We start from the raw sequence: 23610 nt of genomic DNA on the forward strand, positions 1-23610 counted from the left end.
CCATGAATTTTCACGATGTCAGATTCCCGGCTTCTCTGAGCTTTGGCTCGGTCGGGGGACCAGAGCGGCGCACGGACGTCGTCACGTTGGCCAATGGATTCGAGGAGCGTAACACGCCCTGGGCGCATTCACGTCGCCGCTATGATGCGGGCGTGGGAATGCGATCGCTGGATGATGTCGAAACGCTGATCTCTTTTTTCGAGGCGCGTCAGGGGCAGCTTTTTGGATTTCGCTGGAAAGACTGGGCGGATTTCAAATCTGGCCGCGCGTCTGGCGACATTGCTTATGACGATCAGGTGATTGGGATGGGGGACGGTACGACAACCGTGTTCCAGTTGACCAAAACCTATCGGTCGGGTGTGTTCACCTATACCCGCCCGATTGTCAAACCTGCGGTCGGGACTGTTCGGGTTGGGATCGAGCAGGACGAATTGCGTGACGGGGTCGAATATGAGGTCGATGCAACATCTGGTTTGATCACCTTCGACCAGCCGCCACAAGAGACCATGGTCATTACGGCGGGGTTCGAATTTGACGTTCCAGTGCGCTTTGATACCGACCGTATCCAAACCAGTGTTGCCAGCTTTCAAGCCGGTGACGTTCCCAATGTGCCAGTTGTGGAGGTGCGGGTCTGATGGCTGGTATGGATGCAGCGTTTCAGGCGCATGTCGAGACCGGGTTGACCACATTGTGCCGGTGCTGGGCAATCACGCGCGCAGATGGCATGACCTATGGGTTCACGGATCATGATTGCCGCCTGGAGTTTGAAGGGATCGACTTCAAGGCTGATACGGGCTTGTCTGCGCTGTCCTTGCAGCAAAGTACCGGGCTTTCGGTTGATAACACCGAGGCAATTGGCGCACTGAGCGATGCGGCGATCCGCGAAGAGGACATCGAAGCAGGTCGGTTTGACGGGGCCGAGGTCCGGGCCTGGTTGGTCAATTGGGCAGATGTGACGGTGCGGTGGCTACAGTTTCGGGGCACCATTGGTGAATTGCGGCGAGGTAGCGGAGCCTTTCATGCCGAGCTGCGCGGTCTAACCGAGGCATTGAACCGCCCTATGGGCCGGGTTTTTCAGAAACCGTGTACGGCGGTTCTGGGGGATGGGAGTTGTCGCTTTGACATGGAAACCCCCGGCTATGCGGCCGAATTGACTGTGGGGAGTGTGGACGACGCGCAGAACTTTCAATGGGACGCGTTGAATGGGTTTGAGCCGGGTTGGTTTGGCAAGGGGCGGCTGGTTGTCACCACGGGAGCTGCGGCGGGGCTGTGGGGGATGATCAAGTCCGACACATTCCAAGGGAGCCAGCGCGTTATCGAACTATGGGAACCCATTCGTGCCAAGGTTTCCGCCGGGGATCAAATCCGGCTGGAAGCTGGGTGTGACAAGCGGATGGAGACCTGTCGGCTGAAATTCAACAATTTGCTTAATTATCAGGGCTTTCCGGATATTCCGGGTGAAGACTGGATGTTGGCCGTTCCCAAGCAAGCGGGAACCAACTCGGGGGGGAGCCTGAGGTGAACACCGATCCACAGAAAATTGCGCAGGTTGCGCGCAGCTGGATTGGGACCCCCTATCGACATCAGGCGGCTACCCGTGGTGCGGGCAGTGATTGTCTGGGGTTGGTGCGCGGGGTGTGGCGAGAGGTGGTGGGCCAGGAACCCACGGCGGTGCCCGCCTATAGCATGGACTGGTCGGAACCTCAGGGTGACGAGCGTCTGTGGCGGGCAGCGAGACGCTATCTGAAAACCAAGCCGCTGCAACATGAAGCGGTGGGAGACGTGATCCTGTTTCGGATGCGCAGTTCGGCGGTGGCCAAGCATCTGGGGATTGTCGTCGAGGTCGCACAACATGCCCGGTTTGTTCATGCCTATGCGGGGCATGGCGTAGTTGAAAGCCCACTGAGCGGCCCCTGGCGCCGCCGAATTGTCGGGCGATTCGAATATCCAATGGAGATGCGGTAATGACAACGATTGTTCTTTCTGCTGCGGGCGCAGCCATAGGTGGCGCGGCTGGCGGCGCTGTTGCGGGATTGTCGTCGGTTGCGGTTGGCCGCGCTGCTGGTGCGATTTTGGGGCGGGTCATTGACCAGCGTTTGTTGGGGGCGGGTGCAGAGTCGGTTGCCACCGGCAAGGTTGAACGGTTTCGGCTGACTCACGCGGCCGAAGGGGCTCCGATTTCACAGGTATTCGGGCGGATGCGTGTTGGCGGTCAGGTCATATGGGCAACGGACTTTCAGGAATCTTCGACCACCACCGGTGGCGGAAAGGGCGCACCCAGCACACCCAGAACCACAACGTATAGCTATACGGTGTCGCTGGCGATCGCGGTCTGCGAAGGCGAAGTGACCAGCATTGGCCGGGTGTGGGCAGACGGTGAAGAAGTTGCGCGTGACGATCTGAACATGCGTGTCTATCTGGGGGCCGAGGACCAGTTGCCCGACCCGACCATGGAAGCCGTAGAAGGAGTCGGGCAGGTGCCGGCCTATCGCGGCACCGCCTATGTTGTGATGGAGGATTTGTCGCTCGAGGCCTTTGGCAATCGAGTGCCGCAATTTTCGTTTGAAGTGGTACGCGCGGAGCAACCAGAGGCACAGGATTTCGACACAGATCTGGGCCAGATTATCCGAGGTGTAGCTCTTATGCCGGGGACGGGCGAATATACGCTGGCCAGCGAGCCTGTCTTTTATTCTGATGGACCCGCCAGCAAATGGGGCGCGAATACCAATTCTCCGTCGGGCAAGACCGACTTGGAAACCTCATTGCAACATCTGGACGAAGAGCTTCCGGCCAGCGATGCAGCATCTTTGGTTGTGTCCTGGTTTGGAAATGATCTGCGCTGCGGAGCATGTCAGGTTGTTCCGAAAATGGAAAAGCGGAGCGTCGAGGGGATCAATATGCCCTGGCGTGTTGGCGGGCTGACCCGGGCCACGGCTGATGAAATGCGTGTTGAGAATGGGCGTCCCATTTATGGGGGCACACCGTCGGATGATGCGGTTGTTCAGGCTATTCGTCATATGGCGGATGCGGGGCGACGTGTCATGTTCTATCCGTTTATCCTGATGGATCAGCCTGTTGACAACGGGTTGGCAGACCCATGGACCGGCAATGATCATCAGCCGCATTTGCCCTGGCGTGGGCGGATCACTTTGTCCACAGCCCCAGGGCAGGATGGAACGCCGGATCAGACGGCGGGAGCGGATGCCGAAGTGGCGGCCTTCTTTGGCGCAGCGACGGCTGCCGATTTTGTGATCGGTGATGGCGTTGTCTCTTATACAGGACCAGACGAATGGGGGATGCGCCGTTTCATTCTTCACAACGCGGCGCTGTGTGCGGCTGCGGGTGGGGTTGACTCCTTTTGCATCGGTTCGGAAATGCGCGGTTTGACGCAGATCCGCGGTGCCTCCGGGTTTCCCGCAGTACAGGCGCTGATCGCGCTGGCAGCTGAGGTGCGCGCCATACTGGGGCCGGACACCAAGATCGGCTATGCAGCAGATTGGTCGGAGTATTTTGGCTATCAGCCCACGAAGGAACCGGGAGATCGGTATTTCCATCTGGATCCATTGTGGGCCGATGCAAATATCGATTTTGTCGGGATCGATAATTACATGCCAGTGTCCGATTGGCGGGATGCACCTGACCATATCGACAAAGCCGCGGGCTGGAACAGCATTTATGACCTGGGTTATCTGCGCAGCAATGTCGAAGGCGGGGAGGGATATGATTGGTATTATCACTCACCCGAAGCCGAGGCGGCGCAGATTCGGACGCCGATTGCAGATCTGGCGCATGGAGAGGACTGGATCTGGCGCTACAAGGATATGCGCGGGTGGTGGAGCAATCCGCATTACGAACGGATTGGAGGCCTGCGTCAGGCAGCACCAACTGATTGGGTCCCTCAGTCCAAGCCGATCTGGTTTACCGAACTGGGCTGTGCATCGGTTGATAAAGGGACCAATCAACCCAATAAGTTCCTGGATCCGAAGTCTTCTGAATCCAGTTTGCCCAAGTTTTCGACCGGGCATCGGGATGATTTGATTCAGCGGCAGTATCTGAAGGCAGTTCTCGGATACTGGGGGGAAGAAACAAACAATCCCGTGTCCGAAGTTTACGCCGAGCCAATGATCGACATGCAGAATGCGTTCGTCTGGGCGTGGGACGTACGTCCCTTTCCGGTGTTTCCGAACAATCGTTACCTGTGGAGCGATGGCACCAACTATGCGCGTGGGCATTGGTTGAACGGCAAAGTGGGTGCGCGCACGCTGGCATCGGTCGTAAAAGAGATCTGTGTCCGGTCGGGCGTGTCCAACATCGACACCTCAGGATTGTATGGCGTGGTGCGTGGATATGTCATCGACCAGGTTTCAGATGCGCGTGCGGCCTTGCAGCCTCTTATGCTGCGGTACGGTTTTGACGCGATTGAACGCGATGGCGTATTGCGGTTCGTGATGCGGGATGGGTTGGACGCGGCTGTGATTGACCTGTCGCAACTGGCCGAAACAGATGAAACTGATGCGGTCGTCGACCACGCCCGCGAAGCCGATGCCGAATTGGTCGGGCGCGTGCGTTTGCAATTCCTTCAGTCGGGTGCAGATCATGAGGTCCTTGCCGAAGAAGTGGTTCTGCCCGAGCACGCGACTCATGCGGTCAGTTCCAGCGAACTGCCCCTGTCAATGACCCGGGCCGAAGCGCGCCATGTGGTTGAACGCTGGTTGGCCGAATCTCGTGTGTCTCGCGACACTGTGCGATTTGCCTTGCCGCCGTCGCGAATTGCGCTGGGCGCTGGAGACGTGGTCAAACTGCCCGTAGGGGAAGGCAAGGATGCGCTGTTCCGGATTGACCGGGTCGAGCAGTCAGGGTTGCAGTTGATCGAAGCCGTTCGGATCGAACCAGAGGTGTATACCCCCTCTGAACAACCCGAAGACCTGCCGTCCGCCAAGGCCTTTGTTGCGCCTACACCGGTCTTGCCGTTTTTCATGGATTTGCCATTGATGACCGGCGACGAAGTGCCCCATGCCCCCCACGTTGCAGTAACTGCAACGCCTTGGCCGGGTACCGTGGCTCTTTACGGCTCGGGAAGCGATGACAACTATGTTCTGGATGAAATCATTGCAGCCCGGTCGATTATCGGGGCAACGGAAAGCCCGTTGGCGTGGGCGCGGTCCGGTGTCTGGGACGAAGGGGTGGCGGTTCAGGTCAAGCTGTTCAATGGCGCATTGGAAAGCCGGTACAAGGCTGCGGTTCTGAACGGTGCCAACCTGGCAGCAATTGGAGATGGGACCAGCGGAAATTGGGAGCTGTTCCAATTCCGCACAGCAGATCTGATCGCACCTGACACCTATCTGCTGTCCGGGCGTCTGCGGGGGCAATTGGGGAGTGACGGTCTGATGCCGGATGCCTGGCCGCAAGGGTCGTCATTCGTCCTGTTGGATCGCACCCAGGTGCAGATTGACCTGACCAGCGCACAACGGCGAATTTCTCGTCACTATCGCATTGGCCCGGCGCGGCGCCCCTATAGCGATCCGTCCTATGTGCATCTGACCGAGGCGTTTGACGGGAATGGCCTGAGACCCTATGCGCCGAGCCACCTGCGTGCTGTGAGCCAACCGTCCGGTGATCTGGTGCTCAGCTGGGTCCGTCGCACACGAATTGACGGAGACGCCTGGGACAATGCCGAGGTGCCCCTGGGGGAAGAGAGCGAGCATTATCGGGTGCGTGTGCTGGAAGGCAATTCGGTTCTGAGAGAGGTTGAAGTAACAACGCCTGCCTGGATCTATACGGATGCACAACAGGCGGCCGACGGGGCGAGCGCAGCGATAGACATCGAGGTCGCTCAGGTTTCCGTACGTTATGGGCCCGGCTTGCCGCGACGCATCACGGTCGGAGCCAGTTGATGCGACCGGTTTTGCACGGTGATGTTTCGTCGGCTGCACGGGTATTGTTACGTGTTCCCCGGACCGCCCGTGCGGCAGTGTGCAACAAGATGATTGATGAAGCTGAGGCGGCGGACAGTCATGTCCGTCGCTTTGGCACGTTGCACCCGTTGTTCGGGAATGGCTCCTTGATGTCATCGGCGCGCAAACGCATCCTTGCGGACGAGCCAGGATTTGATGATCTGGACTATTGTGCCTGTTTCGAATTGGTACTGAGGTGCCTGACCAGCTTCCATCTCAGCCGGAGGCGCAGCTGATACATCTGGTGGCGATCAGGTTCAGCTTGAGGCGCGCGGTCGGAATGTCATCGCCACAATCCTCGCAATAACCATAGTCATCCTCTTGCAAGCGAGCCAGCGCCTGATGCAGCAGATGTTCTTCCTGATCGCGCCTGGTGCGCTGGGCGTTGGCCATGGCCTGGTTCTGCAATGCATCCATGCGGCTCAGCCGTCCAACGGATTGTTGATCCAGCGTGACAATGGCCTGACCCTCTTTACCCAACGCGTTTTCATCCTGCAATTCCTGCAATCGCGCATGGATCAGGGCCTGAAATTCGTTGATTTCTAAGGGCGTCATAGAGAAAAAAGATCCTTCGACGGATTGCGTTTGGTCATTTCTGGTTTAGATGCGTATTCTAGGCAGAGAAAGGATACGATGCCATGTTTGAACCGCGCAAGACCATTGCCTCGGTTGATCCTGTCTGGGACCGGATCACCAGAGAAGCTCAGGAGGCCGTCCAGAAGCAGCCACTGATGGGGGGATTGATCCACGCCTGTATCCTGCATCACAGCAATATCGAGAAGGCTTTGTCCTATCGGATTTCCGCGAAACTCTGTTCGAATGAAATGTCGATGACGATGTTGCGGGAGATCGTTGACGGGGCCTATGCGGCAGATCCGACAATTGTTGACGCAGCCCGCGCAGATCTGATGGCGGTACACGACCGAGATCCGGCCTGCCATCGTTTGTTGCAACCGATCCTGTATTTCAAAGGCTATCAGGCCATGCAGGCCTATCGGGTGTCGCATTGGCTGTGGCATCAGGGACAGGAAGACCTGGCGTTTTTCTTTCAGATGCGCGCGTCCGAGATCTTCGGGATCGACATTCACCCCGGCGCACGGATCGGCAAAGGTATCATGATCGACCATGCCCATTCGATCGTCATTGGGGAAACTGCTGTTGTCGGCGACAATGTATCAATGCTGCATTCGGTAACATTGGGCGGGACCGGCAAGGAAGAAGAGGATCGCCATCCCAAGATCGAAGATGGCGTTCTGATCGGAGCCGGGGCCAAGATCCTGGGCAACATTCGCGTCGGCCATTGCAGCCGCATCGCCGCCGGTTCCGTGGTGCTGTCCGAAGTGCCGCCCTGCACAACGGTGGCTGGTATTCCTGCGAAAATCGTTGGAGAGGCCGGATGCGATCAACCGTCGATCTCGATGGATCACATGCTGGGCAAGAACCAGTAAGAAAACGTAATGAACAAACAAAAAAGCCCCGCCTCGAGTTGTTCGAGGCGGGGCTTTTTTGTTTGTTTGCTGGCCTCCTGATCAGGCCAGCATGACCAATGGATTTTCCAGATTGTCCACGATCGCTTTGAGCAATTCGGCCCCCAACGCGCCATCAATCACACGGTGATCCACCGACATTGTCACCGACATCACGGTCGCAACCGTCAGCTCACCGTCATCACCAACGACAGGTTTCTTGACACCGGTGCCCACCGCCAGAATGCCGGCGTGTGGAGGATTTACGATGGCGTCGAAATTGTCGATGCCGAACATGCCCAGATTAGAAATCGCAAATGTGCCGCCCTGATATTCATGGGGCGCAAGCTTGCGCTCCCGCGCGCGGGAAGCCAGATCTTTCATCTCGCCCGACAAGGCCGACAGCGATTTGACGTCGGCGTCTTGCAGTACCGGGGTGAACAACCCGCCTTCGATGGCGACGGCGACGGCCACATCTGATGACTTCAACTGGAGCACCCGATCTCCGGCCCAGACCGCATTACAGGCGGGAACCTGTTGCAGGGCATTGGCAACGGCCTTGATGATGAAATCATTCACCGACAGTTTGACGCCACGCCCTTCGAGTTTTTTGTTCAGCTGCCCACGGAATGCCAGCAAGGCGTCCAACTTGATATCGCGGCGCAGATAGAAATGCGGGATGGTTTGTTTGGCCTCGGACAGACGCGCTGCAATGGTCTTGCGCATACCATCCAGAGTGATTTCCTCGTATTCGCGCCCCTCGTACATACGCGCCACCATATCGGCGCTGGGGCCGGTCAGTGCAGGCGCAGCTGCCACCGCAGTTGCTGCGCCAGATGCCGAAGCCGCAGCTGGACCCGTTGCGGCGGGTTGCACGGCGACTGTTGCGCTTTCAACATCAGCCTTGACGATCCGCCCGCGGGGCCCCGAGCCAGTGACCTGGGCCAGGTCCAACCCTTTGTCCGCTGCAATCCGGCGGGCCAGAGGCGATGCAAAGATGCGATTGCCGTCCGCGGCCACAGGGGCTGCCGGTGCAGGGGCAGGGGCCCCAGTGGGTGCAGGCGCGGCTTTGGAGGCGGTGTCGGCTGAGGGGGCAGCGGACGGCGCAGCAGCTGATGCCGTCGTGATGTCGGCAGCGGATTCACCATCTTCCAGCAACACCGCGATCGCAGTGTTGACCTTGACGGCTTCGGTGCCTTCGGGGATCAGGATCTTGCCGATGACACCCTCGTCAACGGCTTCGAACTCCATGGTCGCCTTGTCGGTTTCTATTTCGGCCAGCAGGTCGCCGGATGAGACGGTATCGCCTTCCTTCACCAGCCATTTTGCCAGCGTGCCTTCCTCCATCGTCGGGGAAAGGGCAGGCATTAGGATTTCGGTGGGCATGTCAGCGCTCCTCAATCAGAGTAATTTGATCATATGGCGCCTTGGGGCGCCGGGGGCCGCGGACCAGAGTGGTGATCGCAGCTACGATGTGTTTCTTGTTCTCGGCCATCCAGACATAAGCCGTCTGGTGAGAGGGCCGCGCGCCGACAAGCTGCAGGTCGTGTGAGAGGCGTTCGGGCACAAGTGCCCGGACCGTTCGGCCCTCTACCTCAACTTCGACCACATAGCATTCTGTGGCGGGATCGCGGCCCCTGACGTTCATGTCTGCCCTTACCGATAGGTGACTTGTTTGACGGCGGCGATCACTTCGTCGGTGGTGATCAGCGCGTGCCGTTCAAGATTGGCGGCATAGGGCATTGGAACATCCTTGCCGGTGCAGTTGATCACCGGAGCGTCCAGATAATCAAACGCCTCCTGCATCACCACCGAGGAGATATAGCTGCCTACAGACCCCTGTGGCCAACCTTCTTCGACGGTGACCAGACGGTTGGTTTTCATGACCGAGGCAATGATGCTGTCCGTGTCCATCGGGCGCAGGGTGCGCAGGTCGATCACTTCGGCGGAAATCCCGTCTTCGGCAAGCTTTTCAGCAGCTTCCAAAGCATATTGCATCCCGATTCCAAAAGAGACGATGGTTACATCGCTCCCTTCGCGCCAGATCCGGGCCTTGCCGAAGGGAACTGTGAAATCATCCATCTTGGGCACATCGAACGAGCGGCCATAGAGGATTTCGTTTTCCAGGAAGATCACCGGGTTGTCATCCCGGATTGCCGTCTTCAGCAGACCTTTGGCGTCAGAGGCCGAATAGGGCATGGCGACTTTCAGGCCGGGGATCTGCATATACCAGGCGGCATAGTCCTGGGAATGCTGCGCGCCGACGCGGGCGGCGGCACCATTGGGTCCACGGAACACCATGGGTGCGCCCATCTGACCACCGGACATATAAAGCGTCTTGGCCGCAGAGTTGATGATATGGTCGATTGCCTGCATGGCAAAATTGAAGGTCATGAACTCGACGATGGGGCGCAGGCCAGCCATGGCGGACCCGGTTGCAATGCCTGCAAACCCATGTTCGGTGATCGGCGTGTCGATCACCCGTTTCGAGCCGAATTCCTCGAGCAAGCCCTGAGAAATCTTATAAGCCCCCTGATATTCGGCGACTTCCTCGCCCATCAGATAGACGTCGCCATCGCCGCGCATCTCTTCGGCCATCGCATCGCGCAGGGCTTCGCGGACCGTGGTGGGGACCAGTTCCGTGCCTTCGGGCCAATCCGGTGTCAGATCCGGTTGCGGTGCAGCAGGAGCTGCCACCGCGGCGGCAGCAGGCGTCTCGGTGCCCCCTGCGGGGGCCGCCTCGTTGCCTGCGGCTTCTGCCGGGGCAGAAGCGGGCAGGGCGGAGGCGTCTTCGCCTTCTTCGACCAGGATCGCGATGGGGGTGTTGACGCGAACGGCCTCTGTCCCTTCGGCAATCAGGATCTTGCCGACGATTCCTTCGTCAACGGCCTCGAACTCCATCGTGGCCTTGTCGGTTTCAATCTCGGCCAAAATATCGCCGGAGTTCACGGTATCGCCTTCCTTGACCAGCCATTTGGCCAGGGTGCCTTCCTCCATGGTCGGCGACAGGGCGGGCATTAGAATTTCGGTTGCCATGTCTTATCTCTTCCCTCTCAGGCGTAAATGTCTGTCCACAGCTCTTCGAGAGCCGGTTCCGGGCTGCTGCGCGAGAAATCCGCAGCTTTGTTGACGATGTCCTTGATCTCTCTGTCGATCGCTTTGAGGTCATCTTCGGTGGCGTGCTTGTTCTCGATCAGCATTTCGCGAACCTGTTCGATCGGGTCGCGTTCTTCGCGCATGCGCTGCACTTCTTCGCGGGTCCGGTATTTAGCCGGATCCGACATGGAATGACCACGGTAGCGGTAGGTCTTCACTTCGAGAATATAAGGTCCCTTGCCAGACCGGCAGTGGGCCACCGCGCGCTCACCGGCTTCTTTGACGGACAGCACGTTCATGCCATCGACAGCCTCGCCGGGAATGCCAAAGGCCTGTCCCCGTGTGTAGATGTCCGGGGTCGACGTCGAGCGCGCCTGAGCGGTGCCCATGGCGTATTGGTTGTTCTCGATCACAAAGACCACCGGCAGTTGCCACAGGGCGGCCATATTAAAGGTCTCATAGACCTGACCCTGGTTCGCGGCACCATCTCCGAAATAGGTGAAGGTGACGCGGCCATTTTCCTTGTATTTGTCGGCAAAGGCCAGACCGGCTCCCAATGGAACCTGCGCGCCCACGATGCCGTGGCCACCATAGAAGTGTTTCTCTTTCGAGAACATGTGCATCGACCCGCCCTTACCTTTGGACAGGCCCCCTTCGCGTCCGGTAAGCTCGGCCATGACACCACCTGGATCCATGCCGCAGGCCAGCATATGCCCGTGATCGCGATACGAAGTAATGCGTTTGTCGCCGTCTTCGGCGGCGGCCTCAAGGCCGACAACAACCGCTTCCTGACCGATATAAAGGTGACAGAAGCCGCCTATCAGACCCATGCCATAGAGCTGACCGGCCTTTTCTTCGAATCGGCGGATCAAAAGCATTTCACGGTAATATTGTTTCAGCTCATCGCCGGAAGCATTTGTTTTCTTTACTGTCTTTCTGGCTGCCATCGTGGTGGGCTCCCCCTTTTGGCGTAATAGTTTAGTGTTAAACTATTTAATAAGCCATTTCAGGCGATCTGGCGAGTGATAATATGACGCGGGTGTAGCTGTTGTAGCGGGACAGGGATTCCTTCAATTTTGGACAGAGATATCTTCAACATTTGATTTTGGGGCTGAAGTCCTGTGTCGTGCGCCGTTTTGAAGGAGGTTCAAACCCTGTTTGAAGAGGGGATCTCCGCTGGACCCGGTTGGAGACTGGGTCGAGGTCGACTGGAACACAAGCCGCCAGACAGTAATACATACCGCGCCAGCGCAGACGTTTCGACCATCAGTCATCCTACCCGGTAGACGACTTGCCAACGTGGCAAGACAAGGGCTGCCAGAAACGCACCGAGGATTGTTGGCGGACCTTGGTCGACATTTGGTTCATCGTCTGGTTCCAGCCCAAAGCGGAAGTTGCCTTCCCGTTCATAAAGTGGAAAGCAGACATTCATCGAGATATGGGCTAAGTTTTGCTGTGCGGGACGGGGTAGACCTTCGTGAAATTGCAATGGCGTGACAGTCTGGCAAGATATGACTCCTATGTGTAGCTTACTTCCACAGTCAATCTGGGGCTTTGGATGAGAAATGTTGGGCATATTGAAAGATTTAAGCCGGGAAGAATTGCTAACTGAACTTGGTCGCGGACTTCAGCGTGAGGAAGCCACTCGGAGTATTCTCGAAGTCATTCAAAAGTCCCGCGATGACGAAGGGCCCGTTTTAGAAGCGATCCTCACTCAAGCAGCGGAACTTTGTGCGGCAAGCCAAGCGTCCTTGCAACTTGCGAATACAGCGCGGACACAATTCGAAATTGCATCCTATTGGGGATTTGAGGAAACAGCCTTCAGCGTCGGAGGTTCGGCACCCTTGGACAGCGGTAGGCCGATTCCAGAGGTCATTCGAACTGGTCACACGATAAACATTGCTGATCTGAGAGACACCGGCTTTTATCGTGAAAAAGACTCCATTATCAGCCATGTGGTAGACGTTGAGGGTGTGCGCTCATGGCTGATTGTTCCCCTGATGAACGGATCGCAGGCGATTGGTGCAATAGCTCTTAGCCGCAAGGAGGTCAGACCTTTTTCCGACGATGAAATTGTCTTGGTCGAGACTTTTGCCGCGCAGGCGGTCATCGCCATCGAGAATGTCCGCCAGTTTCGCGAGGTGCAGGACCGGTTGGCGCGCGAGACGGCAACCAAGGACATCCTGGGGGTCATCAGCCGTTCACGAAACGACGACGTGCGCGTGTTCGATGTAATCCTGAACAGAGCCGGGCGACTTTGTGATGCATCCACCGCGATGCTGCAACTCACTAAGGACGGGGTATCATTTACCCAAAAGTCGGTATGGGCCGAACGCGCGCAAGGCGACTTTGCAAACGAAACCTCTTTTGTGCCTGATCCCGAATTGGCTGTGCCGGTCTCGGTCCGGGAAATTCGTGTTGTTCAGATCGCTGACCTTGCCGACGACGATCTCTATCGCAAGGGCAATCCGGTTCGGGTGATGATGGTGGATCAGGAAGGCATCCGGACATTCATGTCGGTTCCACTGGTGAGCGGCGACAAGGCAGTTGGTGCAATCACCCTGTCCCGGCGGGAGGTCAAGCCATTCAGCGACGCGGAAATCGCCCTGGTCGAGACTTTTGCCGCACAAGCCGTCATCGCCATTGAGAACGTTGCCCAGTTCAAAGCACTTGAAGCGCTCAATGCCCAACTCGGCGACCGCGTCGAAGAACAGGTGGGCCAGATCGAACGTATGGGCAAGCTAAAGCGTTTCCTGCCCTCAGCCGTTGCAGACACAGTTATCTCTTCTGGTTCCGAAAAGATGCTCTCAAGCCACCGCGCACTACTGGGCGTCCTTTTCTGCGACATCCGTGGCTTCACGGCCTTCTGCGAAACCGCCGAGCCGGAAGAAACAATTGAAGTACTGCAGACTTATCATCAGGAGATGGGCAAACTAATCAACGCTCATGGTGCGGGTGTCGATCACCGCATGGGCGACGGGATCATGGTGCTTTTCAACGACCCCATTCCCTGCGACGATCCAGCGGGGGATGCCGTTCGTCTTGCCAAGGCAATGCGCACCCGTATGGCCGAACTTGCCAAGGACTGGAAGCGGGTCGGCTTCCGTCTTGGCTTTGGGGTTGGTGTGTCGTTAGGCTACGCTACGGTCGGCATGGTGGGTTACGAGAACCGTTCCGATTACACAGCCTCTGGCACAGCGATCAACATCGCTTCGCGTCTGTGTGAAATGGCCGAGGACGGCGAAATCCTTCTCAGCACCCGCGCTGCCATCGCTGTAGAGGACGCCCATCCATCTATCTCCAACGGCGAGATCACACTCAAGGGCATACGCGAGCCGGTTGAGGTGTTTAGGCTTGCGCAACTCGATAACTCGTAATGAATAGGTAATGGCAACGACGATCACGTCGGCTGCCTCGGACTCGAACCTGCCGCTCGCTGCACGCGACACGAAAGTCGGTTATCGGGAGATGTTCAAGACTTTGCAAAGCCCGCTTTCTGCGCACAGCAGCCATTGACGGCCAGAACAGTATCTTGGGCTTGGGGCGATGTGGCTGGTGCTGGCCCGAAGGAGATGTTCATTCCAGTTGCAGTTTGGCTGGCCGCCAGGGCGGAGAGCGTGCATTATCGGCACCTGCATCGGAAATATTTCGTTCGGGTAAAGCCGATGATCATTCGCAGACACTGAACAGCCACTTTCGGATGCCAGCCATAGCCAGCGCCGCTGTCAGTGACGATAGGACCTATGTGTCCAGATCTGCTTGGTCCCGATGCGCAATCCGCCTGTTTTCGATATACATGATCTCAAACCGCGACACGATTGGCGGGAATTTGATATTGTTGATGCCTGGCACTTCCGGGGTCGCAAAGCGTTCTTGCAGCCCGTTCAGTGGTATATCCCAATCCCGCTCAGCAATCTCTGCCACGTCTTGAGGCCAAAGAAAACTGCTTCTGCCGGATCCAGCCCACGCGCGATTGGTCACCATGGTTGTTGGGCTGAATGCAGCAGCACAGCCAAGATATTTGCGCCTGTTGGTATTCATTTGAACACCATTCTTCCAAGTACATCATGTCCCTCTAGACGGTGTTTGACGACTGCGGCAATGTGAACGACCACGACTGCCAGCAGGGTATAGGCAAGCCAGCGGTGAAGGTTTTCGCTCGTAGTTTCGATATTAAAGCCCCAGAGAATTTCAGCTGTCGGGAAGATTTTGGGCATGGGCAGGCCGAACCATTTTACGCCATGCCCCCCTAGGTCCACCTCGGCCCAGCCCAAAAACAAGACTGCGACAGGCAATGCATATAGCGCCAGGTGACCCAGATGAGAGCCAGTCTTTTCCCACGTGCTCAGAGCCGCCAAAGGGGGAGGAGCAGGGGTTGTCACCCGGACGACAATCCGCATCGCCAACAGCATGACCATCGTCACACCCAGCGATATGTGAAAACCGAACAAAAACTCTTGTAGCGCAGAGTCATCAGCGACGACGGACGTCATTGCAAAACCAGAGATCCACATGACCAAGAAGCCGACAGCCATGAGCCAATGCAAGAGTCGTGCAGATAAACTGTAGTGATCCATTTCAGTATCCAATTTCAAACCTGAAAGTGATTTGCTGGACGGAGGCAAGGTTCTCCAGCGCAGATGCGTGAAAGGAACGGTTTCTGCGTTGACGGCAGCCGGGTTTTCGCGAACGGTCGTTTCTCGACCACTTACGAAGACGCTGTTAGCATCCCCCATGACATTGAATGATACCGCCCTCACAAAAGCACTTGTAAAGAACCTTTTTGCAGTCTCTTTGATTGGTGCAGGCTTTGTGCTGGCCTTGGAGCCTAGCCACACAGAGGATCTGCCTGTTATTGCTGCGTATGGGTTGTGGGTTAGCCATTTCTTTGTGGCGTCCACGATGTTTGTCTTTGGTGCCAACGTTCTCAACAGGCTAGGTTGCTGGGATCCAATTTCGAAATTGGCATCCGCTATAATTTTGCCGCCGCTTTTTGCTTTGGTGTCACTCGGATTGGACTAAGGGTTCGGCAAGGCAGATGAAGAAATCTTGTCCGCGCAACCGCCCATGACAATCTTCTTGAGCGAGGTCGTGGCTGTCGCTCCGATGTGTCTGGCGGTTTCGCTGGTGGTGACGCTCATTCTACGCTACGCCGCTTTGCCAAAAGCTGCGGAGCAGTTAAGGAAACCGTCGGATTCAGAGGAGGCAGGCCCCCCGCTGAACAGCCTGATCCCCTCAATTCCCCCGTCTCTGGGAAATGATATTATTCGTATGCATGCACAGGATCACTATGTGCAGATCGTCACGACCAAGGGCAGTTCTTTGCTCACTGAGCAATTTGGTGACTGTGTTGAAAAACTAAGAAAACTGGATGGTATGCAATGCCATCGGTCACATTGGATCTGCCTTGGGCATGCCAGAGACGTGACACGCAAAGGCAGCTCCTACACGTGCACGTTAAGCAACGGAGATCAAATACCTGTTAGCCGAAGGCGGTATTCTGAGCTGAAAGCACGGCATGGCTTTGGCCCGAAATGATAATTCATGTTGAAGGCGGCAAGTTGGGAAATCGCCGCGCTTTGCCCGATCAATGAACCTATTATTTTCCGCATGTCGCGAATATCGGGTTTGACAGTGCAGCGCAGCATACGGTTGCCCCATCAAAAAGGTGGCTATGGGCCGCTTGAGGCAGCGGCCCATGATGTTAGATTTCTCTGGCTTTCGAGATCGTCAACGTGCCGTCTAGTTCGGTGTCCGAAGGCCCGGGGCCGCTCATTCACTTAGTGGACGCAGGAAAATTGCTTCTCGCAATACTTGCCAACGACCGTCCTGATATCGCCATTCGATGTTGCACAACAGGTTCATTTCTTCGCCATTCATGCCGCTATGTTTACGGGTGAGAACGCAGGCACCGCTCTCTCCCAAAACATGAAAGTCATGCCAGTCCGCCCAGGTGTTGAGCTGTGTTTTGCCCTCTTCGGCCTGCTTGCGGAAATGTGTGATGAATTCTTGCTTGGTGTAGGTGACCACAGACCTATCTGGCATCACCAGTGTGGTGTGAAAATCATCGTGGTAGATGCTTTCCAACGCATCCACATCGAAATTCGTGGCGCGGTCGATCAACTGGTCCATGGCGGCGCGGATGTCAGCGGTTGTATGTGTCATTGTGGGGATCTTTCTCGATTTTTACGGCGAATGTATTTGGCGTCAGGAAAGTGGATGAAACACAAAGCCGTCGCCGCTTTGTGCGGTCTTTCCAATGCCGGGATAGGCCAGGTGGGTTGCAGCAAAGAGGCCCTGGTTGTTGGCAAGCTGGTTGAGCAAGGCCTTGCGCGTTTCGACCGCCTGTGCGGGGTCAATGTCCAACACATACGTGATGTCGGGGGCGGCGAATTGCACAGCTTCGGACAGGATCGCATCTGCGATGATCAACAACTCGCTCCCGCCCCCTGAAATACGGACACCGCTATGTCCGGGTGTGTGGCCGGGCAGTGGCAGCAAGGTCAGCCCGCTCCCTAGGTCGGTTTCGCCACTGTAAAGAGCCAATCGATCGGCAATCGGCGTGATGATGGCCTGTTGCCCTTCGATGATGTCGCGCATCTCTGCGGGCATTTTGTTCACAAGGTCCGCATCCATCCAGAAATCCCATTCGGCCTGCGCCATATGGAGCGTCGCGTTTCTGTAACCACCGGCATCAGGACCGGATAGACCACCAATGTGATCGCCGTGCATATGAGTTATGATGATGTCGGTGATGTCTGTTTTTGCGATACCGCGAGCCATAAAAAGCGCCTCAAGTTTGCCAACACCGGGGTAAAGAGGGCCCGCGCCAGTATCAATCAGGATCAACCGGTCGCCACTGTGTACAAGCCATTGATTTGCGCCAATTTCGATCTCATCGCCAATGGTGCCAAGAGCCTCTGGGCTGGCGTTCGGAAACCAGCCTGCTGGAATGTTGAACGTGCCATCAGACAGGCTGGACACCGCGATGTCACCAAGGGTCAGGGTCGCAAGCTCTCCGGCAAAGCTGGCGCTGGGAATGGCTGCGGTGCCAGCCGTTGCGGCCAATGTCAGCATGAGCTCGCGGCGATCAAGAATGAGGGTTGTCATCGTGCTTCCTTCTTTTTCCTGAAAAAGAACTAAGAGCGGGCCGCCTTGATCGCGATTGGCGGATGTGACAATTAGATGGTCATATCAGACAAAAGGTGCTGTCATGGTGCGTGTTGCAATCGCTTCTTACTCAATGGCCCAGCAGGCCGCTGTGCTGGGGGTGCATGACCTTCTGGTCGCAGCAGGGGAGTTTACCGAGCCTGGCTTTGAGGTCGTCATTGTAGACCAGTTTGAGCGTCCCAAAGCGTTTGATGTGATCATTCTTCCGCCAAGCATGGGAGGTTGGCCAGAAGGCCGGGAACAGGCCGCACTTTGCGAGTGGATTACTGCGCTGCATTCTACCGGGGCACTTGTTTGCACCGTATGTGTTGGAGCCTTTATTCTTGCGTCAACGGGACTTCTGAATGGGCGTCCGGCCACAACGCATTGGGAGCTGTCTGAAGAATTTTCCAGGCAATTTCCGGATGTGAAGCTCGAAGCGGAGCGGTTGATTGTGGATGATGGCGACCTGATAACGGCCGGGGGCATGATGGCCTGGACTGATTTGGGATTGCTGTTGATCGCACGATATCTGGGCCCGGCGGTTATGCAGAAAGTGGCCAAGCTGTTTTTGATTGATCCCGGCGGACGAGAGCAGAGCTACTACAATCTCTTCACACCAAGTCTGGCACACGGAGATACCCAGATTGTCAAAGCGCAACAATGGCTGCAGGGCCACTATCGCTCGCCCGTAACGGTCCCTCAGATCGCCTCAGCGGCCGGGCTTGAAGAACGTACTTTCCTGCGGCGGTTTCAGGCTGCGACTGGCCATCGGCCTTCTGAATACCTTCAACAATTGCGTATTGGCCAGGCACGGGAGTTGCTGGAATTGACACGGGATAACATTGGCCAGATTGCAGCAGCAGTTGGCTATGCCGACATCTCATCCTTCAGCAAACTGTTTCAAAAGATCACGGGACTGGCCCCCGGGGAGTATCGCAAACGCTTTGCGCTTGTGCGCAGATGATCGGCCTCAAGGCACCGCTCCTCTGCGGTCTGAACCAAGAGGGAAGGATCGATCTCACTGGAGGGCGGCTATAGGTCCAATGGCACTTCGGTGAAAAATCAAACGACAAGCATCATTGATCGCATAGACTGTTGAGCCGCACTAAATTTCTACAAAGTCGCAAGGCAGCTTTGGGTCCACTGCACTGCAGTGGAGCCATGGGCTTCCCAAGTCTGAAATGGGCCGTCCGTATCGTTGGCGTTTTGCCCATGATGCGAAAATGATGCGACAGATCCAATGGCACCAGTGAGCCCGAAAAAGACGCGTCAAATCGACCGCTGTCATCCGACGCCATCAATGACCGCGAGATTACACTTTGCAGATTTGTGTCGATGCTCAGCCAATTCACGGTATTCCGGATCGGCAAGCCATTCTTCAGCTTTGGTTCGACTAGGAAACTTCATAACAACCGTGCTCGGAAAGCCCCAGTCGCCTTCAACCACTGTTGTTTTGCCGCTTGTCGTTGCCAGGAGTTCCCCATCATACCGTTGAAAGATAGGCATAAAGCCTGCAAGGTAAGATTTGTATCTCTCTTTATCAAAAATCTCGAGTTGACCGATCACATATGCTGCCATTTCACCCTCCAAGCATCAAATTGACGCTAGGATAACATGAAAAGTTCGACAGTGACTTCTCAATCTGCATGGCAGTTTTCCACCGGCCAGCGCCTCACTGAAACCAACAGATGATTACGTTGAGTTATGAGTTGTCAGGTTTCGCCATTGCAGCGAAAGTTCACTGTGTCCCGCATTGCTGGCCTCTGATTGCCAGGAATGCTGCGCTTTGTGTCGAATGTCAGGTTTGGTGACGCTGCATCGCGAAATTGGAAGGACTGGTTCGTAATTGGTAGAAGCCGATGGCGTCACTTTGCAAAATCCGCAATCTGCGCACGTGTAAGGCCGTGCTGTCTGCTTTGGCAGGGTTCGGTCATCCGGTGAGGTGGATCAGACCACTGGCGGTCGTTTTTTGGTGCAAGGTCAGGTGCTGCACCGCTGCAAGTCGGCTTGTGAGCCCACAATCACCGATGCTGCGAGCTGCACCCAGGTCTGCTCTTCCTCACATTGCGAATTGGCTTAACTGAGGATGCTCGCAAGAAGTTGTTTGGTCATCAATGTCGCGTCGGCCCATGGGTAGCCAGGAATGGTGTTCATGCAAAGGGCGATGCCGATCATTCCAGATATGAGTGTGTCAGTTTTCATCTTAATGTCATGTTCCTGCGGAAGAGCCTCGCGGATCAAATTCGAAAACATCAAGACGTGTGCCAAGGTTTTGTCGTCGCTGACGAACGTACTGACATCCGCCCGCGTCACATCGTTAGACAAAAAGACAAGTCGAAAATGATCGGGGTGACTGATCCAATAGGCGGTAAAGGTTTGTGCGGCTGTCTGCAGCCGTTCCCTGGGGCCAACGACCGATTTCAGCTTGTTTTCGATGTCATTTGACATGTCTGTGAGGACGTCAGCCCAAAGGTATCGCAGGATATCCGTCTTGCCCTCAAAATGTGCATAGAGTGTCATCGGGGCGCATCCGACCTCTCTGGCCAAACGGCGCATTGAAACCGCCCCAAAGCCTTCCGCACGGTAAATCTCAAGCGCGTGTTTCCCGATCTTTGACCGGAGTTCCAGAATTTCAGCCTTGCTGCGGGGTGGCCTACCAGCGGTTCTAGCCATAATTATGCCCTCTGCAAATTATCCCGGAACGCGTGCCAAATAATGCTTGCCTTGTCAAGGCGGTGTTAATATAGAACGCGTACCAAATATTAAGCGCCCACAGGGCGGGCATTTAGGACGCGTGAAATGAACAAGAAAAATTTACTGAATTCGGTTGTTGTGATCGTTGGCGCCGTGATCGTCTTCCTGGGCTTGAATGTCGGCCTGGGCGGGATAATGACGCTGGGATGGCAATCATCGCGCGAGTTTGTTTCGATCACCGATGCTGCAACATTCCATGCTCAAGATAGCCACATCCGGTTCATTGGTGGGGTCTGGTTCGGCGTCGGTGCTGCGTTCATGATTGGCGGCTTTGCAATGCGCATGTTTCGCTCAACCTTGATTATTCTGTCGGCTCTGATCGCAATTGCGGGTTTGTTTCGGCTCAGCGGCATGAACACTGAGGTCATATTTAGCGCCGCGATCGCCCCGTCACTGGCATTTGAGCTGGTGGGTTTTCCGCTGCTTGCGTGGTGGTTGATGGCGTCTGGCAAACGGGACGCAGAGGTAGTCAAGGATGAGAGTTCCTGAAAGCGGACATCTACTCGATTGATTTGGAGGTCAGGTTTTGTCCGCATGGCTGGCCTCTGACTACCAGGAATACTACGCATAGCGGCCCTTCTGGGTCGATCTCCAAGCTCTGCCTGTGCCAGTGTTCAAGCTCTATTAACGAGGTGCACGTGATTGTCTCTCTGAAAGCGACCAATAGGTTGACGGGACCGCTTGCACACCGAACCCGTGCCCGATTGCGGGCGTTTCTTTGATCAGGTCAACGCGGTTGAAAAGGTGTTCACGACGTCAAACCCTCCAGTGTCTATAGGGTCGGGAAGGCAATCAATGCACACGCCCAATCGGGCAGGGCGCGAACCGGTCTCGGCATCGCACGCTGCGGAGTCCGCCACATCAGGTTTGAATTAGGCAATAACGCCCCTGGAAACCAAGGCTGATACCAATAATCCTCCCTGTTCCATGTTTGTGAATTCAAGCGTGCCGCCGTGAAGTTCGATCAGCTCGCCGGCAATTGAAAGCCCCAGACCGACACCGCGTTCGGGTTGTTGAGAGTGGCCGCGTACGAACGGCATCTGGACGCGCGCGATTTGGTCCGGATCGATCCCCGGGCCAAAATCTCTGATGCCAACGCACAGCATGTCCTTGGAAACCGGTTTGACCTCGACAATGGCACGGCCACCGTATTTCAGGGCATTGTCGATCAGGTTCGAAAAGGCCCGCCGCAGCTTGTCCGGTTGTCCTTGCATCATGCAGGCATTATCGGTTCTGACAGTGACGTCTTCGGCAGAGGTGAAAATCGACATTGCCGATCGCAGTTCGACCTCGTCGGGTGAAACGAATGCAACGTTCTTGCCCGTATCGCTGTAGTCGCTGACCAAACTCTCCAGCAACGATGCCAGCGAAAATCGAAAGCTTTCTTCGGGTTGCGACCTGATGCTGAGCAGGTCCAGGGCTCCGTCGATAATGCTGGAGACTTCGTCGAGATCGGATTCGAAACGGTCCCGTAGGGCGTCGTCCGTCAACAGTTCGGTGCGCAAACGCAGGCGGGTTACCGGCGTGCGCAAATCATGCGAGATCGCCGCAAGATTTCGTTCCTTGGATTCCTGCTCCACTTGAAAACGATTGGTCAAACGGTCGATCTTGTCCCTGATGAGGTAGGCCTCACTGGACGCCAATGGATCGGCTGATCCGGTCACGGGGCCGCGTTCGGCCAGTTTGGCGAATGGACCCGCGAGGTTGAGGGCCAGGGGAACCACAAGCGACAAACCGATGGCGAATGCAGCAAACCCCAAAAGCGCAACGCGTGTTTGTCCGGGCCTGGATTGCCAGATCGTCGGGGCTGATATGGTCAACAGGACATCTTCGGACATAAAAACGTGCAGCTGCGCGGTTTGGTCCTGTCGGGCGATGCCACGTGACAGTTCCGCCAGGCGTGCTGATGCGCTTTGTTCCTCAGTGCTCGCGCTGAGGGCCTGGGGCAACTGGGGTGGTCGCTCAAAGGCCACAGCGGCGCGCAATCGCTCGTCGTCGATAACAAGAATGAGCGGCACCGAATAGGGCGGCAGATCGTCTTGCAGCCGAAGGTGCCGCCGCAGCTTGAACCTCCCGGAGGTCACCACGTCGCCTTCTGTCAGATCTTGCCAGGTGTCCCTGTTCAGCAAATCGCGCAACAGATCGCCCGAGGTTTCGGCATAGGTAAGGGCGGAGCTGCGCTGAAAGAAACCATACATGGTCCAGGCCGACACAAACGCGCCCAACAGATAGGCCGTGATCACGAGCAAGGGCAAACGCTGGCTCAGTGATCGCGGCAACAAGGCCAGAACCGTCAGTTGGATTTTGCGCATGTCCTAGTCGATATCCTGGATTTCCGCACAGAACTGATACCCACGATTGCGAATGGTTCGAATGAAATCGGCATTTGGTTGGGCCACTGACATCTTTTTGCGCAACCTGCTGACAAGGATATCAACCCGCCGATCTTCCGGGCCGAGTTCCACATTCAGGATGGACCGACCAATTTCTTCGCGGCTGACAGGGTCGGGCAGATCCGTCGCCAGTTTCAAAAGAAGCTGGTATTCGGTTGAGCTGAGCGGGACCAGGATAGAGAGGGGGCTGTGCAGTTTCTGATTGGTCCGATCCAATACCCAACCGGCAAATCCGATCTTGCCGGTCGCGTGTTGGCGGTTCACGGTCGTGTTGCGGCGCAACAAAGCATTCATTCGTGCCAGCAACTCTCGGGGATTGAACGGTTTTTCAAGATAATCATCGGCTCCAAGTTCGATCCCATGAATACGTTTTCTGTCACCTTTTTCAGCGGAAAGGATGATGATGGGCACATTTGATGTTTCTCGCACCCACTGACAGAATTCCAACCCGTTCATTCCCGGCAGCATGATGTCGACAATCAGAATCTCAAAGTTGTCGGGAGCATGGGTCTGGGCGTCCTCGGCGCTTTGAGACACCTGACATTCAAAACCTCGCCCGTCGAGATAGGTGGACAAAAGCAAAGAAATTTCAGCGTCGTCTTCTATGATGTGTACACGTGGCAGGAGCTTACCTCGGATCCTTGGGGTGGTTTTAGTTGTGCCTGACCATAATAGCATGTGTTCCACTTCGCGAAGAGGTCGAAATCAGGCTGTTACAAAACGCAACAAAACAAGGTGTGGGCAGAATGGGCGATGGGCTTACCCTTTGGGCAGCGTTGGTACGACCAACTCTTT

General features: G+C 56.2%; 23 protein-coding genes. 11 read left to right on the top strand and 12 right to left on the bottom strand.

Annotation, left to right across the window (positions count from 1 at the left end):
- Positions 1–2: 2 nt before the first annotated feature.
- The 5 genes from QEZ52_RS09570 to QEZ52_RS09590 are packed head-to-tail and all read left to right on the top strand — an operon-like array spanning position 3 to position 6190.
- A complete protein-coding gene (locus QEZ52_RS09570) occupies positions 3–635 on the top strand; it encodes a DUF2460 domain-containing protein (RefSeq protein WP_406649838.1) in 633 nt (210 codons plus the stop codon).
- Complete coding sequence (locus QEZ52_RS09575; protein WP_406649839.1) at positions 635–1522, top strand: DUF2163 domain-containing protein; 888 nt, start codon at positions 635–637, stop codon at positions 1520–1522. Before QEZ52_RS09570 ends, QEZ52_RS09575 begins: the two co-directional genes overlap by 1 nt.
- Positions 1519–1965 (top strand): NlpC/P60 family protein, encoded by a 447-nt coding sequence (locus tag QEZ52_RS09580; RefSeq protein WP_406649840.1) that lies wholly within the window; start codon positions 1519–1521, stop codon positions 1963–1965. The genes QEZ52_RS09575 and QEZ52_RS09580 overlap by 4 nt, the downstream gene beginning before the upstream one ends.
- On the top strand, positions 1965–5894 hold the full coding sequence (locus QEZ52_RS09585; RefSeq protein ID WP_406649841.1) for a glycoside hydrolase/phage tail family protein: 3930 nt from the start codon (positions 1965–1967) through the stop codon (positions 5892–5894). Before QEZ52_RS09580 ends, QEZ52_RS09585 begins: the two co-directional genes overlap by 1 nt.
- On the top strand, positions 5894–6190 hold the full coding sequence (locus tag QEZ52_RS09590) for a hypothetical protein (RefSeq protein WP_406649842.1): 297 nt from the start codon (positions 5894–5896) through the stop codon (positions 6188–6190). The genes QEZ52_RS09585 and QEZ52_RS09590 overlap by 1 nt, the downstream gene beginning before the upstream one ends.
- Here QEZ52_RS09590 and QEZ52_RS09595 read toward each other — a convergent pair.
- Positions 6171–6509 (bottom strand): TraR/DksA family transcriptional regulator, encoded by a 339-nt coding sequence (locus tag QEZ52_RS09595; RefSeq protein ID WP_406649843.1) that lies wholly within the window; start codon positions 6507–6509, stop codon positions 6171–6173. The genes QEZ52_RS09590 and QEZ52_RS09595 overlap by 20 nt on opposite strands.
- A gap of 83 nt (positions 6510–6592) precedes the next feature.
- Between QEZ52_RS09595 and cysE the strand changes: the two genes are divergently transcribed.
- The gene (cysE, locus tag QEZ52_RS09600; protein ID WP_406649844.1) at positions 6593–7402 is read left to right on the top strand and encodes a serine O-acetyltransferase; all 810 of its coding nucleotides are present in this window, start codon (positions 6593–6595) and stop codon (positions 7400–7402) included.
- A gap of 81 nt (positions 7403–7483) precedes the next feature.
- Here the strand turns inward: cysE and QEZ52_RS09605 are convergent, their stop codons facing one another.
- The 3 genes from QEZ52_RS09605 to pdhA form a co-directional block, all read right to left on the bottom strand.
- Entirely contained in the window at positions 7484–8806 is a 1323-nt protein-coding gene (locus QEZ52_RS09605; RefSeq protein ID WP_406649845.1) for a pyruvate dehydrogenase complex dihydrolipoamide acetyltransferase, read from the bottom strand.
- A gap of 270 nt (positions 8807–9076) precedes the next feature.
- A complete protein-coding gene (locus tag QEZ52_RS09610) occupies positions 9077–10456 on the bottom strand; it encodes a pyruvate dehydrogenase complex E1 component subunit beta (protein ID WP_406649846.1) in 1380 nt (459 codons plus the stop codon).
- A gap of 17 nt (positions 10457–10473) precedes the next feature.
- Positions 10474–11463, bottom strand: a complete 990-nt coding sequence (gene pdhA, locus QEZ52_RS09615; protein ID WP_406649847.1) for a pyruvate dehydrogenase (acetyl-transferring) E1 component subunit alpha — start codon at positions 11461–11463, stop codon at positions 10474–10476.
- A gap of 618 nt (positions 11464–12081) precedes the next feature.
- Here pdhA and QEZ52_RS09620 point away from each other — a divergent pair.
- Positions 12082–13893 carry a GAF domain-containing protein gene (locus tag QEZ52_RS09620; RefSeq protein WP_406649848.1) on the top strand — a complete coding sequence of 604 codons (1812 nt, stop codon included), beginning with the start codon at positions 12082–12084 and terminating at the stop codon, positions 13891–13893.
- A 10-nt stretch (positions 13894–13903) separates the two neighbouring features.
- A complete protein-coding gene (locus tag QEZ52_RS09625) occupies positions 13904–14032 on the top strand; it encodes a hypothetical protein (RefSeq protein WP_406649849.1) in 129 nt (42 codons plus the stop codon).
- A 225-nt stretch (positions 14033–14257) separates the two neighbouring features.
- Here the strand turns inward: QEZ52_RS09625 and QEZ52_RS09630 are convergent, their stop codons facing one another.
- Positions 14258–14440, bottom strand: a complete 183-nt coding sequence (locus tag QEZ52_RS09630; protein WP_406649850.1) for a hypothetical protein — start codon at positions 14438–14440, stop codon at positions 14258–14260.
- Positions 14441–14553: 113 nt separating this feature from the next.
- Positions 14554–15417 (bottom strand): cytochrome b, encoded by an 864-nt coding sequence (locus QEZ52_RS09635; RefSeq protein WP_406649851.1) that lies wholly within the window; start codon positions 15415–15417, stop codon positions 14554–14556.
- Positions 15418–15583: 166 nt separating this feature from the next.
- Here QEZ52_RS09635 and QEZ52_RS09640 point away from each other — a divergent pair, with 166 nt between their 5' ends.
- On the top strand, positions 15584–16054 hold the full coding sequence (locus QEZ52_RS09640) for a LytTR family DNA-binding domain-containing protein (RefSeq protein ID WP_406649852.1): 471 nt from the start codon (positions 15584–15586) through the stop codon (positions 16052–16054).
- Positions 16055–16288: 234 nt separating this feature from the next.
- Here the strand turns inward: QEZ52_RS09640 and QEZ52_RS09645 are convergent, their stop codons facing one another.
- Both QEZ52_RS09645 and QEZ52_RS09650 read right to left on the bottom strand, forming a co-directional pair.
- The gene (locus tag QEZ52_RS09645) at positions 16289–16681 is read right to left on the bottom strand and encodes a nuclear transport factor 2 family protein (RefSeq protein ID WP_406649853.1); all 393 of its coding nucleotides are present in this window, start codon (positions 16679–16681) and stop codon (positions 16289–16291) included.
- A 42-nt stretch (positions 16682–16723) separates the two neighbouring features.
- Complete coding sequence (locus QEZ52_RS09650; protein ID WP_406649854.1) at positions 16724–17626, bottom strand: MBL fold metallo-hydrolase; 903 nt, start codon at positions 17624–17626, stop codon at positions 16724–16726.
- A gap of 103 nt (positions 17627–17729) precedes the next feature.
- Between QEZ52_RS09650 and QEZ52_RS09655 the strand changes: the two genes are divergently transcribed.
- Complete coding sequence (locus QEZ52_RS09655; protein ID WP_406649855.1) at positions 17730–18632, top strand: GlxA family transcriptional regulator; 903 nt, start codon at positions 17730–17732, stop codon at positions 18630–18632.
- A gap of 320 nt (positions 18633–18952) precedes the next feature.
- Here QEZ52_RS09655 and QEZ52_RS09660 read toward each other — a convergent pair whose 3' ends face one another.
- The gene (locus QEZ52_RS09660) at positions 18953–19246 is read right to left on the bottom strand and encodes a DUF1330 domain-containing protein (RefSeq protein WP_406649856.1); all 294 of its coding nucleotides are present in this window, start codon (positions 19244–19246) and stop codon (positions 18953–18955) included.
- 498 nt (positions 19247–19744) lie between these two features.
- Complete coding sequence (locus QEZ52_RS09665; RefSeq protein WP_406649857.1) at positions 19745–20341, bottom strand: TetR/AcrR family transcriptional regulator; 597 nt, start codon at positions 20339–20341, stop codon at positions 19745–19747.
- A 126-nt stretch (positions 20342–20467) separates the two neighbouring features.
- Here QEZ52_RS09665 and QEZ52_RS09670 point away from each other — a divergent pair, with 126 nt between their 5' ends.
- Positions 20468–20911 carry a DUF4345 domain-containing protein gene (locus QEZ52_RS09670; RefSeq protein WP_406649858.1) on the top strand — a complete coding sequence of 148 codons (444 nt, stop codon included), beginning with the start codon at positions 20468–20470 and terminating at the stop codon, positions 20909–20911.
- Between the two features lie 383 nt (positions 20912–21294).
- On the opposite strand, the gene QEZ52_RS09675 is transcribed toward QEZ52_RS09670, so the two are convergent.
- Both QEZ52_RS09675 and QEZ52_RS09680 read right to left on the bottom strand, forming a co-directional pair.
- A complete protein-coding gene (locus QEZ52_RS09675; RefSeq protein ID WP_406649859.1) occupies positions 21295–22734 on the bottom strand; it encodes a sensor histidine kinase in 1440 nt (479 codons plus the stop codon).
- Between the two features lie 3 nt (positions 22735–22737).
- Positions 22738–23493 (bottom strand): response regulator transcription factor, encoded by a 756-nt coding sequence (locus tag QEZ52_RS09680; protein WP_406649860.1) that lies wholly within the window; start codon positions 23491–23493, stop codon positions 22738–22740.
- Positions 23494–23610 lie beyond the last annotated feature (117 nt).

Origin of the sequence: Aliisedimentitalea scapharcae, from assembly GCF_045277565.1 — a bacterium.
Taxonomy (GTDB): domain Bacteria; phylum Pseudomonadota; class Alphaproteobacteria; order Rhodobacterales; family Rhodobacteraceae; genus Aliisedimentitalea; species Aliisedimentitalea scapharcae.